At 46.4% G+C, this 14,928-nt stretch carries 12 protein-coding genes and 1 rRNA gene; 10 read left to right on the top strand and 3 right to left on the bottom strand.

All coding sequences use genetic code 11. The annotated features are described in order from the left end of the window. Window positions 1-154 precede the first annotated feature (154 nt). From rrf to B5D26_RS13555, 10 genes are all read left to right on the top strand, one after another. Window positions 155-270: ribosomal RNA gene (rrf, locus tag B5D26_RS13600) — 5S ribosomal RNA — on the top strand. Window positions 271-542: 272 nt separating this feature from the next. Continuing rightward, on the top strand, window positions 543-1,799 hold the full coding sequence (glyA, locus tag B5D26_RS13595; protein ID WP_078746269.1) for a serine hydroxymethyltransferase: 1,257 nt from the start codon (window positions 543-545) through the stop codon (window positions 1,797-1,799). A 168-nt stretch (window positions 1,800-1,967) separates the two neighbouring features. Continuing rightward, on the top strand, window positions 1,968-2,474 hold the full coding sequence (gene nrdR, locus B5D26_RS13590) for a transcriptional regulator NrdR (RefSeq protein WP_078746268.1): 507 nt from the start codon (window positions 1,968-1,970) through the stop codon (window positions 2,472-2,474). A gap of 61 nt (window positions 2,475-2,535) precedes the next feature. Further along, on the top strand, window positions 2,536-3,666 hold the full coding sequence (gene ribD, locus B5D26_RS13585) for a bifunctional diaminohydroxyphosphoribosylaminopyrimidine deaminase/5-amino-6-(5-phosphoribosylamino)uracil reductase RibD (RefSeq protein ID WP_078746267.1): 1,131 nt from the start codon (window positions 2,536-2,538) through the stop codon (window positions 3,664-3,666). Window positions 3,667-3,668: 2 nt separating this feature from the next. Next, complete coding sequence (locus tag B5D26_RS13580; protein WP_078746266.1) at window positions 3,669-4,328, top strand: riboflavin synthase; 660 nt, start codon at window positions 3,669-3,671, stop codon at window positions 4,326-4,328. Window positions 4,329-4,345: 17 nt separating this feature from the next. Further along, a complete protein-coding gene (gene ribBA, locus B5D26_RS13575; protein ID WP_078746265.1) occupies window positions 4,346-5,464 on the top strand; it encodes a bifunctional 3,4-dihydroxy-2-butanone-4-phosphate synthase/GTP cyclohydrolase II in 1,119 nt (372 codons plus the stop codon). Window positions 5,465-5,477: 13 nt separating this feature from the next. Further along, window positions 5,478-5,945 (top strand): 6,7-dimethyl-8-ribityllumazine synthase, encoded by a 468-nt coding sequence (ribH, locus tag B5D26_RS13570; RefSeq protein WP_078746264.1) that lies wholly within the window; start codon window positions 5,478-5,480, stop codon window positions 5,943-5,945. Between the two features lie 18 nt (window positions 5,946-5,963). Then, complete coding sequence (gene nusB / locus B5D26_RS13565) at window positions 5,964-6,464, top strand: transcription antitermination factor NusB (protein WP_078746263.1); 501 nt, start codon at window positions 5,964-5,966, stop codon at window positions 6,462-6,464. Window positions 6,465-6,496: 32 nt separating this feature from the next. Continuing rightward, window positions 6,497-7,468: a thiamine-phosphate kinase gene (thiL, locus tag B5D26_RS13560; protein ID WP_078746262.1), complete on the top strand. Its 972-nt coding sequence runs from the start codon at window positions 6,497-6,499 to the stop codon at window positions 7,466-7,468. Next, window positions 7,468-7,944 (top strand): phosphatidylglycerophosphatase A family protein, encoded by a 477-nt coding sequence (locus B5D26_RS13555; RefSeq protein ID WP_078746261.1) that lies wholly within the window; start codon window positions 7,468-7,470, stop codon window positions 7,942-7,944. The genes thiL and B5D26_RS13555 overlap by 1 nt, the downstream gene beginning before the upstream one ends. A gap of 15 nt (window positions 7,945-7,959) precedes the next feature. Here B5D26_RS13555 and B5D26_RS13550 read toward each other — a convergent pair whose 3' ends face one another. The 3 genes from B5D26_RS13550 to gltB form a co-directional block, all read right to left on the bottom strand. After that, a complete protein-coding gene (locus B5D26_RS13550; protein ID WP_078746260.1) occupies window positions 7,960-8,610 on the bottom strand; it encodes a TetR/AcrR family transcriptional regulator in 651 nt (216 codons plus the stop codon). Between the two features lie 193 nt (window positions 8,611-8,803). Then, entirely contained in the window at window positions 8,804-10,225 is a 1,422-nt protein-coding gene (locus tag B5D26_RS13545; RefSeq protein WP_078746259.1) for an FAD-dependent oxidoreductase, read from the bottom strand. Window positions 10,226-10,273: 48 nt separating this feature from the next. Beyond that, a complete protein-coding gene (gene gltB, locus B5D26_RS13540; RefSeq protein ID WP_078746258.1) occupies window positions 10,274-14,725 on the bottom strand; it encodes a glutamate synthase large subunit in 4,452 nt (1,483 codons plus the stop codon). Between the last annotated feature and the right edge of the window lie 203 nt (window positions 14,726-14,928).

Raw genomic sequence — 14,928 nt, 5'->3', positions numbered from 1 at the left:
AAGCAGTTTTTGACTTGCTTAACAATCGACGGATACGTCAGAGATTACAAGCGACAAGCTCAGGCTTGGACGTAAGAATACAAGATACGAACAAAGTAGAAGGCCTAATAACAGATAGGCTTAATTGGCAGACATTCAATCTACACCTTTTTTGCTTGACGACAATAGCGTATTGGAACCACCTGATCCCTTCCCGAACTCAGCAGTGAAACGGTACAGCGCCGATGGTAGTGTGGGGTCTCCCCATGTGAGAGTAGGACATCGTCAAGCGCCTTATATAGAACCCCAGTCTAGCGATAGACTGGGGTTTTTTCGTTTCAAGCGTTTGAAAGGGGCTGGATTATTTAGAGCGATGCTGCTGAAAAGAGAAGTATTAGAAGTTGAAACACCTTGTTTTAGATCTAAATGAATTATTTACGTCCCAATAGTGATTCTTTTCAAGTGAACCTTGTGTCTAAGTACGTTAGAATCCGCTTTTCCAGTTTTTGAGCGAGCAGAAGTATCTGTTCGAATTTACTCAACATTCAGGCTAGAGGTAGAGAATGTTCACACGTGACATGACCATTGCAGGCTATGACGATGAGCTGTGGACTGCTATGCAGTCAGAGGCAGTTCGTCAGGAAGAGCACATTGAACTGATTGCATCTGAAAACTACACCAGCCCGCGTGTAATGCAGGCGCAGGGTTCTGTTCTGACAAACAAATATGCAGAAGGCTACCCAAATAAGCGTTACTACGGTGGTTGTGAGTATGTGGACGTTGTCGAGCAGCTGGCGATCGATCGTGCCAATGCACTGTTCGGTTCAACCTATGCTAACGTTCAGCCACACTCTGGTTCTCAAGCCAATGCCGCAGTTTACATGGCGTTGTGCAAGCCTGGTGATACCGTTTTAGGTATGAGCTTGGCTCATGGTGGTCATTTAACGCATGGTGCTGCAGTTTCTTTCTCAGGCCGTATTTATAATGCAGTTCAGTACGGTTTGAGCCCTGAAACAGGCGAAATTGATTATGCTGAAGTTGAGCGTTTGGCCGTTGAGCACAAGCCAAAAATGATCGTAGCGGGCTTCTCTGCATACTCTCGTATTGTTGATTGGCAGCGTTTCCGCGATATCGCAGACAAAGTCGGTGCTTACCTTTTTGTAGATATGGCTCACATCGCGGGTCTGGTTGCTGCGGGTGTTTATCCATCACCTGTACAAATTGCTGACGTTGTAACGACTACCACTCACAAAACTTTGGGTGGTCCTCGTGGTGGTTTGATTTTGTCTGCACGTGCAGATGAAGATCTACAGAAGAAACTAAACTTTGCGGTATTCCCTGAGTCTCAAGGTGGCCCTTTGATGCATGTAATTGCAGCAAAAGCGGTTTGCTTTAAAGAGGCAATGGAGCCTGAGTGGAAGGCTTATCAAGCTCAGGTTGTGAAAAATGCTCAAGCGATGGCTGAAGCGTTTAAAGCCCGTGGCATCAAAATTGTGTCTGATGGTACTGATGACCACCTATTCTTGGTTGATCTAATCGACAAAGAGTTCAGTGGTAAAGATGCTGATGCAGCTTTAGGTCGAGCGTTTATCACTGTGAATAAAAACTCAGTGCCAAATGATCCTCGCTCACCATTTGTGACCTCTGGCTTGCGAATTGGTACTCCTGCAGTCACACGTCGCGGCTTCAAAGAAGCGGAAGTAACAGAGCTGACAAACTGGATCTGTGATATTCTGGATGATATTAATAACGAAGACACTATTTTGGCTGTAAAAGAGAAAGTAAAAGCAATCTGCAAAACCTTCCCTGTTTACGCTTAATTTTGACGGGTATTTACCCCGTTAACTGAAAATAGTACTACAAATAAGCCCGGCATAGACCGGGCTTATTTGTATCTACAAGCAGGTAAAAGGTAAAATAACTGAGCCTAAAGCAGAATTAACGCACTGCTTGTTTTTTGATCAATGTATTCAGCGTAGAGCCAACTTATGTACTGTCCTTTTTGTGGAGCACAGGAAACTAAAGTCACTGATTCTCGCCTTGTAGCAGAGGGTGATCAAGTACGCCGTCGCCGTGAATGTTTAGGCTGTGGAGAGCGTTTTACGACTTATGAAACTGCTGAATTAGTCATGCCCAGAGTGGTCAAGCATGATGGTACGCGAGAGCTGTTTTCAGAGGAAAAGCTGCGGGCAGGTATCCTGCGGGCTTTAGAAAAACGCCCTGTTAGTACAGAGTCATTTGAGGCTGCCATTGAGCGTATTCGGCAAAGAATGCGTGCAAAAGGTGAACGTGAGATCCCTTCTCGCCTAATCGGCGAAGAAGTAATGGCTCAGCTCAGACTGCTTGATCAAGTGGCTTATATTCGCTTTGCTTCAGTTTACCGAAGTTTCCAAGACTTAGATGAGTTTCGTGCGGAAATTGATCGTTTAGCACAGGATCCACCTTTTGCAAAAGGTGAACATCACAGTAATCAAAGAGATGAAATAGAGGATTGAAGCTGTGTGGCACCTTTGTGCTGCTCGTACTTTATTTTAGCCCTTTCAAAAGAGTAATGGCATGACGCAGGTTGATCAATATTACATGGCTCAAGCCCTACGCTTAGCACGTTTAGGGCGTTACACTGCATTCCCTAACCCAAATGTAGGTTGTGTATTGGTTCGCGATGGTCAGATTATTGGCCAAGGCTGGCATCAAAAAGCGGGTGAAGGCCATGCTGAAGTTAATGCATTAGCTAGCGTGGTAAATATTGATGAAGTCAAAGGCTCAACTGCTTATGTCACGCTTGAACCCTGTTCACACCAAGGTCGAACACCGCCCTGTGCAGACACTTTGGTGAGTGCTGGTGTTAATAAAGTTGTTATTGCGATGAAAGACCCTAATCCACTTGTCTCAGGTCGTGGTATCGCCAAACTAGAGGCGGCAGGCATAGAAGTGGTTGTGGGTATATTGGAGAGTGAAGCTAAGGCTTTGAACAAAGGCTTTATCAGCCGAATGGAGCGCAAGCGCCCATTTTTACGCTGTAAAATGGCGATGAGTCTTGATGGCCGTACTGCGATGCAGTCTGGTGAAAGCCAGTGGATTACGGGTGCTTCAGCACGCACGCAAGTGCAGCGAATGAGAGCCTCAAGCTCTGCCATTATCACAGGTGTAAGTTCTGTCATTTACGACGATTGCTCTCTAACTGTTCGTGCAGAACAATTGGATTTAGAGCAGGCTGAGCAGATTGCACAACGTCAACCGCTGCGTGTAATACTAGACTCTCAATTGCGTGTACCGCTTACTGCTAAAATTCTGAAGCAAGCAGGTGAAACGGTTGTGCTCTTTTGTCAAAGCAACGCTGATAAAGAGCAAGCCCTGCTTGCGAAAGGTGTAACCTGCGTACAGTTGGCTGCAGATGAAGTTGGACGAGTGTCATTACAAGCGGTTATGGATTACCTCTATCAGAGAGAGTGTAACGATGTATTGTTAGAAACAGGGGCGACACTCGCAGGTGCATTTGTGCAGGCAGGCCTTATTGATGAATTAATTATCTTTATGGCTCCGACATTACTAGGGCATAGTGCTCGCGGCCTATTTAACTTACCTACAATACATAAAATGGCAGATCAGCAGCCCTTAGAAATACTCTCTAGCCGTGTTGTCGGCAAAGATTTGATGTTAACGGCACGATTTTCAGGAAACCAGTAAGAATGTTTACCGGAATTATAGAAGCGATTGGTACAATTGAGGCATTACAACCTGCTGGCGGAGATTACAGTGTAAAGGTTGCAGTTGGCTCCTTGGATATGGCTGATGTGTGTTTAGGTGACAGCATTGCGGTTAATGGTGTGTGCTTAACGGTTACAGCTTTGACTGCAAAAGGTTTCTCTGCCGATGTTTCGTTAGAAACTGTGCGCCATACCTGCTTCTCTGATTATCGTGCTGGGCGCAAAGTAAATTTAGAGAAAGCACTGTTGCCAACCTCTCGAATGGGTGGGCATATTGTCAGCGGGCATGTTGATGGTGTGGGGACTATTCTTGATCGTAGAGAGGATGGTCGAGCGGTGCGCTTTCGAGTGCAGGCACCTTCACAATTGTTGAAATATATCGCAGACAAAGGCTCTATCACTATAGATGGTACAAGCCTTACAGTGAACAGTATTAAAAGCGATGTTTTCGAGTTGAATATTGTGCCGCATACCTTAGCAGGCACTGTTTTAGAACAGTACCATGCAGGCCAGAAAGTACACTTAGAGGTTGATCTTGTTGCGCGTTATCTAGAGCGTTTAATCAGTCAGCCTAGTGAAGCAAAATCTGAATCGAATTTGAGTTTAGAATTTTTAGCTCAACACGGCTTTAACCGTGCTTAGCCACTAAGAGATTAATCATGCAATTAAATACAGTTGAAGAACTGCTAGAGGATATCCGTCAGGGCAAAATGGTCATCCTGATGGATGATGAAGACCGAGAGAATGAAGGTGACTTGGTAATTGCTGCGGAGAGAGTTCGTCCTGAAGATATTAACTTTATGGCGAAGTACGCTCGTGGCTTGATTTGCTTAACCCTAACCCGTAAACGCTGTGAGCAATTGAAACTACCGTTGATGGTGCAGAGCAATGGTGCTCAGTTTTCGACTAACTTCACCTTGTCGATTGAAGCAGCTAAAGGTGTAACAACAGGTATATCTGCGGCAGATCGTGCACATACTGTTTTGACTGCCGTTAAATCTAACGCGTTGCCTGAAGATATTGTGCAGCCCGGCCATATTTTTCCATTGATGGCTCAGCCTGGTGGTGTTTTAAGTCGAGCAGGTCACACAGAAGCAGGTTGTGATTTGGCACGTATGGCAGGCTATGAAGCGGCATCAGTGATTGTTGAGATTATGAACGATGATGGCACTATGGCGCGTCGTCCTGATCTTGAATTATTTGCACAAGAGCATGGCATCAAAATTGGTACTATTGCAGATCTGATTCATTACCGCACGACCAAAGAACACACTGTGGTACGGGCGCAAGAAGGGGTGATGCCAACTGAGTATGGCGACTTTAACTACGTTACTTATCGCGATGAAATTCAAAACTGCACGCATCTAGCAATGACACTAGGTGAAATTAGTGCAGATGAACCCACTATTGTTCGAGTTCATAACCGCACGGAAGTACTGCGTGATGTTGTAGGTGCCATGCTGCCTGATGGCGAGCGTAAGTGGACAATGCGTAATGCTTTAGCCAAAGTTGCTAAAGAAGGTAAAGGCGTTGTTTTATTACTGGACTCTAGCGAGCGTATTGACATTCATGACTCTGTAGAGCTGATGTTGAATGGTCGCCAACCATCAAAAGTAAATATCAGTGCGTCAGGGGCATACTTAACCGTTGGCACAGGCTCTCAAATTTTGCGTGATCTTGGTGTTGGTAAAATGCGCCTGCTCAGTTCACCAATGAAGTTTAATGCAATTTCTGGTTTTGACCTTGAAATTGAAGAATATATTCCCTGCGAAGAATAATCAGGACATGAAAATGACGATCAAATCCGTTGAAGGTAACTTTGTAAATTGTAATGGCCAGTACAGTATTGTTGTTGGCCGTTTTAACAGCTTTGTTGTTGAGCATTTGGTTGAGGGTGCGGTAGATGCACTACGTCGCCACGGTGTTGATGAGAGCAATATCACGGTCGTACGTGCGCCTGGTGCTTGGGAGTTACCACTTGTTGCTAAAAAGGTCATTGAAAAGCAACAGCCTGATGCGGTGATTGTACTAGGTGCAGTGATTCGTGGCGGTACGCCACACTTTGAATATGTTGCAGGTGAGTGTGCTAAAGGTCTTGGCAGCTTATCTCTACAAACTGGTGTTGTGATCACTAACGGTGTTTTAACTGTTGATACGATTGAGCAAGCCATTGAGCGCTCCGGAACCAAAGCAGGTAATAAAGGTGCGGAAGCAGCTTTGTGTGCTCTGGAAATGGTCAGCCTGTTTAATAACCTTTAACCTTTGGTTCCTACTCTCATGTCTCAAGGTAAAAAAACCAGTAGAACAGAAGCGCGTCATGCCGCTCGTCAACTGGCGCTACAAGGTCTGTATCAGTGGCATATGACTTCTGCCTCATTGCAACAGGTTGAACGCCAAATTCGTATGGCTCAGCCTGATGATGGTTTGGAGTCGTATGAAGATATTAGCTCAGCTGTTGAAATTGCAGACCTGAACTATTTCAGCGAGTTACTGCATAATATTCCAGCTAATAAAACAGAGCTGGATGCAAACTTTGAGCAATTGTTAGATCGTCGAATTGATGAGCTTGACCCTGTTGAGTTGGCAATTTTGCGTATCGGCAGCTATGAGCTGAGTAAGCGTTTAGATGTGCCTTACCGCGTTGTAATCAATGAAGGTATTGAGCTTGCTAAACGTTTTGGTGCGACAGAAAGCCATAAATACGTTAATGGTATTTTGGATCGCTTAGCACAACGTTTGCGTAATGCCGAAGTGACTGGTCGCAATAAAGCTGATTAGTCTTCATCAGTGCTTAATAAGGTCGATCCTCCGTGGGTGAATTTGAACTGATAAATCGATTTTTTCGAAACTCTGTCCTACAGCCTGCTCGTAGAGATATCAATTTAGCTATCGGAGATGACTGTGCCTTGATAAGTGTGCCGCAAGGTAAACAGCTTGCGGTATCTGTTGATACCTCTATCGCAGGTGTACACTTTTTGGAGGATGCCCCTGCTTTTGATATTGGCTGGCGTGCTTTGGCCGTTAGCTTGAGTGATCTTGCTGCAATGGGTGCTAAGCCCGCTTGGTTTACCCTTGCACTAACCCTTCCTAATGCCGATCAAGATTGGTTGAAAGCATTTGCCGATGGTATGGCGGCTTTGGCCTCTCGTTATGGTATTGCCCTTGTGGGTGGTGATACGACTCGTGGGGCTATGTCTATTACAGTCCAAGTGCAAGGCTATATCAGTCAAGGAGGGGCTTGGTTACGATCAGGTGCCAAAGTAGGCGATATTATTTATGTTTCAGGTACATTAGGTGATGCAGCAGGAGGTTTGCATATTTTGCAATCTGAACCTCATCATGCAGCTGATGAAACTTATCAATCTTTGATTCAAGCCTATCTTCGCCCTGAGCCGCGTTTTGATTTGCTACCTATTTTGTCAAGTCGTGCCAGCAGTGCCATTGATATTTCAGATGGCTTTCTTGCTGATCTTCAGCATATTTTGACAGGCTCCCGCTTGGGAGCACAGATTGATCTGAAACGAATTCCTATTTCAGAGGCGCTAAAAACTTTGGTGGGTGCAGAGCACGCGCTGAAATATGCCCTGACAGGTGGTGATGATTACCAACTCTGTTTTACTGTGAGTCCTCAACGTCGCTTGGAGCTTGAAGTAAGCGCAGAGCAAAGTGGTTTGGCTATTCACCCTATCGGTGTGATTACAGCAGAACCTGGTATCAAAGGGTTAGGGGCTTATCAGCTTGGTGGTTTTGATCATTTTGCTCAGCCAATAGGTGCTCAGTAATGAATCGTGCCCCTAGCAGTGTGTGGCGTAATCCTGTTCACTTCTTGGCTTTTGGCTTGGGTAGCGGTGCTGCGCCTTGGGCGCCGGGTACGGTTGGAACTGCATTGGCGGTTGTGCCTTATCTATTATGGCTGCAACAGCTACCGATCTTAACGTTTAGCCTGATCATTGCTATTAGTTTTGTTGTGGGTGTATGGCTATGTGAAAAAACCTCTCAGGATTTGGGGGTGCATGATCACTCAGGCATAGTCTGGGATGAGTTTGTGGGCTATTGGTTGACCATGCTGATGGCACCACCGGGTTGGCAGTGGGCTTTGGTCGGTTTTATCCTCTTTCGTTTCTTTGATGTGTTGAAACCTTGGCCTGTGAAGTGGGCCGACCGCCGAGTGGCGGGCGGTTTCGGCATTATGTTTGATGATTTGCTGGCAGGTATTTATGCTTGGCTGGTCTTACAGATCATAGCTCGCCTAGTATAGAGGCTAATCACACCCCTATTTTTTTAGACAACCTTGTTCTAGTAGCAAGCACTGATGTATAGCCATTCTTTCCCAGAAGTCACGATCAGGCTTGATCCCCATAGTGGCTTCAAGATTGGGCTCCATCAAAAATGGCATATTCATCAAGCTAACCATGCTGATATGCAGCATCTTTGGATCTAGCTCTGGATTGATAACGCCTTTCTGTTGCATTTTTTTCAGCATCTTTTCCATTGGCTCGCCTTTTTCACGAATACGCTCATGGATAAAGCGTTCTTCTAGCGGGCCATTTTCAAATAGTAGACACTTTAGAATAACCACGACAAAGCCTGGATACTCTGCCATCAAAGCGTAGTAACGCTTGAAAAAATCAACAAAGCTATCTGGCGGGTTATTCAAACCGTCCTGTACTAACTTATGCACAGGCTCAAAGGTTTCAATAAACATTGCTTGAAATAAACCCTCTTTATTACCGAAGTAATAATGGATCATGGCCATTGTTGAGTTAGCACGAGTTGCGACTTCACGGGTTGTGACTTGCTGATAGTTTTTTTCAATGAAGCAAAGACGAGCAGCCTCAATTAGGCTGTCACGGACATTGCGAGCGCTCTTATTAGTGGGGCGCCCACGCTTTTTCTCTTTCTCTGGTTTGAATTGTGCGTTCATAGGGATCAAATTAACTCGTTGTACCAATATTTTAATCGGTTGATTAAAACTAGATTAGAGTATTTGGCCTAGAAAGCAAAGGAGAAAAAATTAGTATATCAATCGTATCTGATTAATTAATGCGAGGTGCAAAAAAAACCGCATCCGAAGATGCGGTTCTTTTTGAAACTACTAAAACAGAGGAGTGTTTAGATTACAAACCTAAGTAATCTAGAATACCACCTGCTGCTTTGCGGCCTTCATCAATCGCTGTCACGACTAAGTCAGAGCCACGCACCATATCACCACCTGCAAAGATTTTAGGGTTGCTGGTTTGATAAGGGAACGCACTGTCTTCAGGTGCAATCACACGGCCGCTGTTGTCGGTTTCAATCTTCTGTGCGCCAAACCAGTCAGCAGGGCTTGGACGGAAGCCGAAAGCGATTAACACTGCATCTGCTGGTACAATCTCTTCTGAGCCTGGGATTACTTCAGGACTACGACGGCCGTTCGCATCAGGTTCACCCATGCGCGTAGTGACCAACTTGACGCCCTCAACTTTATCCTCGCCCACAATGGCAATCGGTTGACGGTTGAACAGGAACTTAACGCCCTCTTCTTTCGCATTGACCACTTCGCGTTTAGAACCTGGCATGTTGGCTTCATCACGACGATAAGCACAAGTCACACGCGCTGCCTTCTGACGAATAGAGGTGCGGTTACAGTCCATCGCCGTGTCACCACCGCCTAGCACGATCACTTTTTTACCTGTCATGCTGATGTAGTCTTCAGGCGATTTCTCATAACCTAAGCAGTGGTTAACATTTGAAATCAAGAAGTCTAGAGCAGGGTAAACACCCGGCAGATCTTCACCTGGGATACCGCCTTGCATATAGGTATAAGTACCCATACCCATAAATACGGCATCGTAGTCTGACAACAGTTGCTCGATGGTAACATCGCTGCCGACTTCAGTATTGAGACGGAACTCAACTCCCATATCGGTGAACACTTCGCGACGGCGTGTCATCACGTGTTTTTCCAGTTTGAACTCTGGAATACCAAAGGTCAGCAAACCACCGATTTCTGGATTCTTATCGAACACAACAGGTTTAACGCCATTGCGTACCAGAATGTCGGCACATGCTAAGCCCGCTGGGCCTGCACCGATGATAGCGACTTTTTTGCTGCTCCAAACCACTTTTGACATATCAGGACGCCAGCCCATCGCAAAAGCGGTGTCGGTGATATATTTCTCAACAGAGCCGATGGTTACTGCGCCAAACCCACCTTCACCAAGGGTGCAAGAGCCTTCACATAGGCGATCCTGTGGACATACTCGACCACAAACCTCTGGCAATGAATTGGTGCGGTGGCATAACTCCACCGCTTCCATGATATTGCCTTCCGTCGCCAGCTTCAGCCAGTTTGGAATGTAATTATGCACAGGGCAGCGCCATTCACAGTAAGGGTTACCACAGGCTAGGCAACGATGTGCCTGCTCTGCTGCTTCCTCTGGTTTGAACGGTGCATAGATCTCGTTAAATTTCTTTTTGCGTACACTTGCCGCAGTTTTTTGTGGGTCTTTACGACCCACATCGATAAACTGAAAATCGTTGTTTAATTTTCCAGCCATAGCAGCCTCACCTCACTAAAAGCTTAAATTCACAAATCTGCGTATTAATTACTCTGGGCGTTGGCGCGTGCTGTCTAGCAAGCTACCAATACTGGCCGCTTTTGGCTTAACCAGCCAGAAGTGACGATAGTAATCAGCAAAGTTTTCCAGCAGCTCTTGTCCCCAAGCGCTATTGGTCTCTTTAACAAACTCAGCGATAACGCTGCGCAGATGGTTACGATAAGCTTCCATCGGTTCGGAGCTGATACGGTGAATATCGACCAGCTCGTGGTTGTATTTGTCAACGAAGGTACGATCCATGTCTAAGACATAAGCGAAACCGCCCGTCATGCCCGCACCAAAGTTATAGCCTGTTTGACCTAGTACGGTAACCAGACCACCTGTCATATATTCGCAGCAGTGATCGCCTGCGCCTTCAACAACCGCATGACAGCCTGAGTTACGTACCGCAAAACGCTCACCTGCAGTACCTGCGGCAAATAGCTTACCGCCAGTTGCACCGTATAAGCAGGTGTTACCAATGATCGCTGTGTCTTGTGTTTTGAATGGGCTGCCTTGTGGTGGCGTCAATACCAACTTACCACCGTTCATACCTTTGCCTACGTAATCGTTGGCATCACCTTCAATGTACATCTCAAGACCTTTGGCGTTCCAAACACCAAAACTTTGACCGGCAACCCCTTTCAGTTTCAGCGTTAGAGGGTTTGCACTTAAGCCTTCCTCACCCCAACGTTTGGCGATTTCGCCAGACAGACGAGCACCAATCGAGCGGTCACAGTTGGTGACGGTGAAGTGGAACTCACCGCCTTTACCACTTTCGATGGCAGACAGTGTTTCTGTCACCATACGCTCAGCCAATGCACCTTTATCGAAAGGTTCATTGCGCGGCTGTTGGCAAGTTTGTGGCGCATCTACAGGTACAAAGTCATTTTGTAGCAAGTTGGTCAGGTCTAACTTTTGTAGTTTACCTGGTGCATCAGTAACGGCAGATAGCAGTTCAGTGCGGCCGATCAGGTCTTCGAACTGACGTACACCCATCTCTGCCATGATTTCACGTACTTCTTCAGCTACAAAGCGGAAGTAGTTTTTCACCATCTCAACGGTACCGATGAAGTACTCTTCACGCAGTTGCTCGTTCTGAGTAGCAACACCTGTTGCGCAGTTGTTCAAATGGCAGATACGTAGATATTTACAACCTAATGCAACCATTGGAATGGTACCGAAGCCAAAGCTTTCTGCACCCAAAATGGCCGCTTTGATTACATCAAGACCAGTTTTCAAGCCACCATCTGTTTGTAGACGTACTTTGCCACGCAGATTGTTGATGCGCAGTGCTTGGTGTACCTCTGGTAAGCCTAGCTCCCAAGGTGAGCCTGCATGCTTGATAGAGGTAAGCGGGCTTGCTGCAGTACCACCGTCATAACCTGAAACAGTGATTAAATCCGCATACGCTTTCGCCACACCTGTTGCGATGGTGCCGATGCCCGGCTCAGAAACCAGTTTTACTGAAATCAGTGCATCTGGGTTCACTTGCTTCAGATCGAAAATCAGCTGTGCCAAATCTTCGATTGAATAGATATCGTGATGCGGAGGTGGAGAAATCAGTGTCACACCCGGTACAGAGTGACGCAGACGTGCAATTAGCGCGTTTACTTTACCGCCCGGTAACTGGCCGCCTTCACCTGGTTTCGCACCTTGTGCCACTTTGATCTGTAGTACTTCAGCGTTTACCAAATAGTGTGGTGTTACGCCGAAACGACCTGATGCGATCTGTTTGATTTTTGAGTTTTTGATGGTGCCAAAACGTGCAGCATCCTCACCACCTTCACCTGAGTTGGAGCGGCCACCAAGCTCGTTCATCGCCTGTGCTAAGGCTTCATGTGCTTCAGGAGACAGTGCACCCAAGGACATTGCCGCAGAGTCGAAGCGACGAATAATTGATTCAATCGGTTCAACTTCAGTTAGCGGAATTGGGTTAGAGGCTTTGTTCAGCTTCAACAAGTCACGAATGGTCGCAGCTGGGCGCTCATTTACCAGTTTTGCAAAGCGTTTAAAGGCGTCATAGCTGCCAGTTTGTACCGCTTCTTGTACCGCTTTAACCACATCTGGGTTGTAAGCGTGGTACTCGCTGCCGTGTACATATTTCAGTAAACCGCCTTGATCAATGATTTTGCGTGGGTTCCAAGCAACATTTGCCAAAAGCTCTTGCTGTAATTGGAAGTCAGCAAACTCTGCACCTTTGATGCGAGAAGCAACGCCGTGGAAACAAAGATTGCAAACTTCTTCTGATAAACCAACGGCTTCAAACAGTTGTGCACCACGGTATGAGGCGATTGTTGAAATACCCATCTTTGATAGGATCTTCAACAGACCTTTCTGAATACCTTTGCGATAGTTTTCACGAATATCGGCTGGATCACCTTGCAGTTCGCCTGTGCGCTGTAGGTCTGCCAATACGTGATAGCTCAGATATGGATAGATCGCAGTTGCACCGAAACCGAAGAATACCGCCATCTGATGCGAGTCACGGGCTAAGCCGGACTCAACTACAATGTTCGATAAGCAGCGTAAGCCTTTGTTACTTAAGTGATGGTGTACTGCACCAGTCGCCATTACTGCGTCAACAGGTAGTAAGCCTTTTTCAATCTGGCGGTCGGTCAGTACAATCACGACTTTACCAGAGCGAACGGCTTCCTCTGCTTGCTCACAAACATTAATCAAGGCTTGCTTTAGACCAGTGTTCGCTGGGTCATACTGCAAGTTGATGGTGTGTGATGCAAAACCTTCACGCTCTTCTGACACCAGCGTTTTAAATTTACGAGGTGAAAGAACTGGGGTTGTTAGTACGATACGGTTTGCGTGTTCGATACTGTCTTCAAAAACATTCAGCTCAGCACCCAAACAGGTTTCCAATGACATCACAATTGCTTCACGCAATGGGTCAATAGGCGGGTTGGTGACTTGAGCAAATTTCTGACGGAAGTAGTCTGTGGTCAAGCGATGACGACGAGACAGTACGGCCATAGGGGTATCATCACCCATAGAGCCAACGGCCTCTTGGCCGCTTTCGGCCAACGGACGTAAAACCTGATCGCGCTCTTCGAAGCTCACTTGGAACATCTTCATGTGCGCTTGTAGATCTTCCTGTGACAAAGGCTCGAATTTTGGCCCTTGTAACTCACCTAATGTGGATTCTAGGAAAGTCGCTTTTTCACGTAGCCACTGTTTATAAGGATGCGCAGACTTCAGACGGTTGTCGATGTCTTCACGGTGCATCACTTCGCCAGTTTGGGTATCTACAACCAACATGTGACCTGGGGCAACACGGCCTTTAGCTATCACATCTTCCGGTTTGTAATCATAAACACCAATTTCAGATGCTAGTGTGATATAGCCATTTTTGGTGATTACCCAACGAGCAGGACGTAGACCGTTACGATCTAGCATACAAACTGCATGGCGGCCATCGGTTAATACGATGCCCGCAGGGCCATCCCAAGGCTCCATGTGCATAGAGCTGTATTCGTAGAATGCACGTAAATCAGCATCCATTGTGTCGTTATTCTGCCACGCAGGTGGGATCATCAAGCGTACGGCTTTGAATAGATCCATACCGCCTGTCAGCAGCACTTCCAACATGTTGTCCATACTGGATGAGTCAGAACCTGTGGTATTGACCACTTGATCTAATTCATCAATGTTCAACAGTTCGTTGTTGAAGTTACTCTTACGTGCGTTCGCCCAGTTACGGTTGGCTTCAATGGTATTGATTTCACCGTTGTGTGCGAGATAGCGGAATGGTTGCGCCAATGGCCATTTTGGTGCCGTGTTGGTAGAGAAGCGCTGGTGGAATACGCAAATGGCGGTTTCCAGACGCTCATCACCTAAATCTTTATAGAAGTTTGGTAGATCCGCAGGCATGACCAAACCTTTGTACGAAATAACCTGTGATGACAGGCTAGACACGTAAAAGTCAGGATCATCTTTCAACGCCATCTCAGCTTTGCGGCGTGCCATGAATAACTTAACGCTAAGCTGTTGCTCAGTTAGGTTGTCAGCGTTAACAAATACTTGCTCAAAGCGAGGTAGGCAAGCTAATGCCATAGGGCCGCAAACAGTAGTATCAATTGGAACGGTACGCCAACCCACAACATCTAAACCTTGCGCGGTTAGTTCGGCACTTACAGTCGCGCGTGCCGCGTCGGCGTTGGTTTCGTTTTGAGATAGAAAAACCATGCCCACGCCAAAATTGTCAGACAATTCAGCATTGAACTGCTCTTTGGCAATGGTGCGTAGGAAGGAGTCCGGTTTTTTCAGCAGCAGACCACAGCCGTCACCCGTCTTACCGTCAGCCGCGATACCGCCGCGGTGAGTCATGCAGGTTAATGCTTCGATCGCTGTCTGTAATAAATTATGGCTGGCATCGCCATTCATATGGGCGATCAGGCCAAAGCCACAGTTATCCCTAAACTCACCAGGATGATGCAGACCAGTTCTCATAAAGCTAACTCTCGCTAGTACAAAATCGTTGTTATAGCCTCTGAAGCTTCTTTTTGTTGTGTTCGTCGAGTGCGCACTTCCGTCCTGACAGGGGCTTTCTCACGAGGCAAAGGGATAGAGATTCTACACATCTACAGCTGTAATCTCAAACTTCAGATATTTCCTGTGTCATTCTGTAACATAGGTAACGTGAGAAATGTAAT

The sequence above is a fragment of the Oceanospirillum multiglobuliferum genome (assembly GCF_900167095.1).
Lineage (GTDB): Bacteria > Pseudomonadota > Gammaproteobacteria > Pseudomonadales > Halomonadaceae > Oceanospirillum > Oceanospirillum multiglobuliferum.
This window is presented reverse-complemented; position numbering and strand designations above follow the sequence as displayed.

Excerpts from the sequence above, each read along its gene's own strand:
- glyA (WP_078746269.1), top strand. The coding sequence starts at position 543 with ATGTTCACACGTGACATGACCATTGCAGGCTATGACGATGAGCTGTGG.
- nrdR (WP_078746268.1), top strand. The coding sequence starts at position 1,968 with ATGTACTGTCCTTTTTGTGGAGCACAGGAAACTAAAGTCACTGATTCT.
- ribD (WP_078746267.1), top strand. The coding sequence starts at position 2,536 with ATGACGCAGGTTGATCAATATTACATGGCTCAAGCCCTACGCTTAGCA.
- B5D26_RS13580 (WP_078746266.1), top strand. The coding sequence starts at position 3,669 with ATGTTTACCGGAATTATAGAAGCGATTGGTACAATTGAGGCATTACAA.
- ribBA (WP_078746265.1), top strand. The coding sequence starts at position 4,346 with ATGCAATTAAATACAGTTGAAGAACTGCTAGAGGATATCCGTCAGGGC.
- ribH (WP_078746264.1), top strand. The coding sequence starts at position 5,478 with ATGACGATCAAATCCGTTGAAGGTAACTTTGTAAATTGTAATGGCCAG.
- nusB (WP_078746263.1), top strand. The coding sequence starts at position 5,964 with ATGTCTCAAGGTAAAAAAACCAGTAGAACAGAAGCGCGTCATGCCGCT.
- B5D26_RS13555 (WP_078746261.1), top strand. The coding sequence starts at position 7,468 with ATGAATCGTGCCCCTAGCAGTGTGTGGCGTAATCCTGTTCACTTCTTG.
- B5D26_RS13550 (WP_078746260.1), bottom strand. The coding sequence starts at position 8,610 with ATGAACGCACAATTCAAACCAGAGAAAGAGAAAAAGCGTGGGCGCCCC.
- B5D26_RS13545 (WP_078746259.1), bottom strand. The coding sequence starts at position 10,225 with ATGGCTGGAAAATTAAACAACGATTTTCAGTTTATCGATGTGGGTCGT.
- gltB (WP_078746258.1), bottom strand. The coding sequence starts at position 14,725 with ATGAGAACTGGTCTGCATCATCCTGGTGAGTTTAGGGATAACTGTGGC.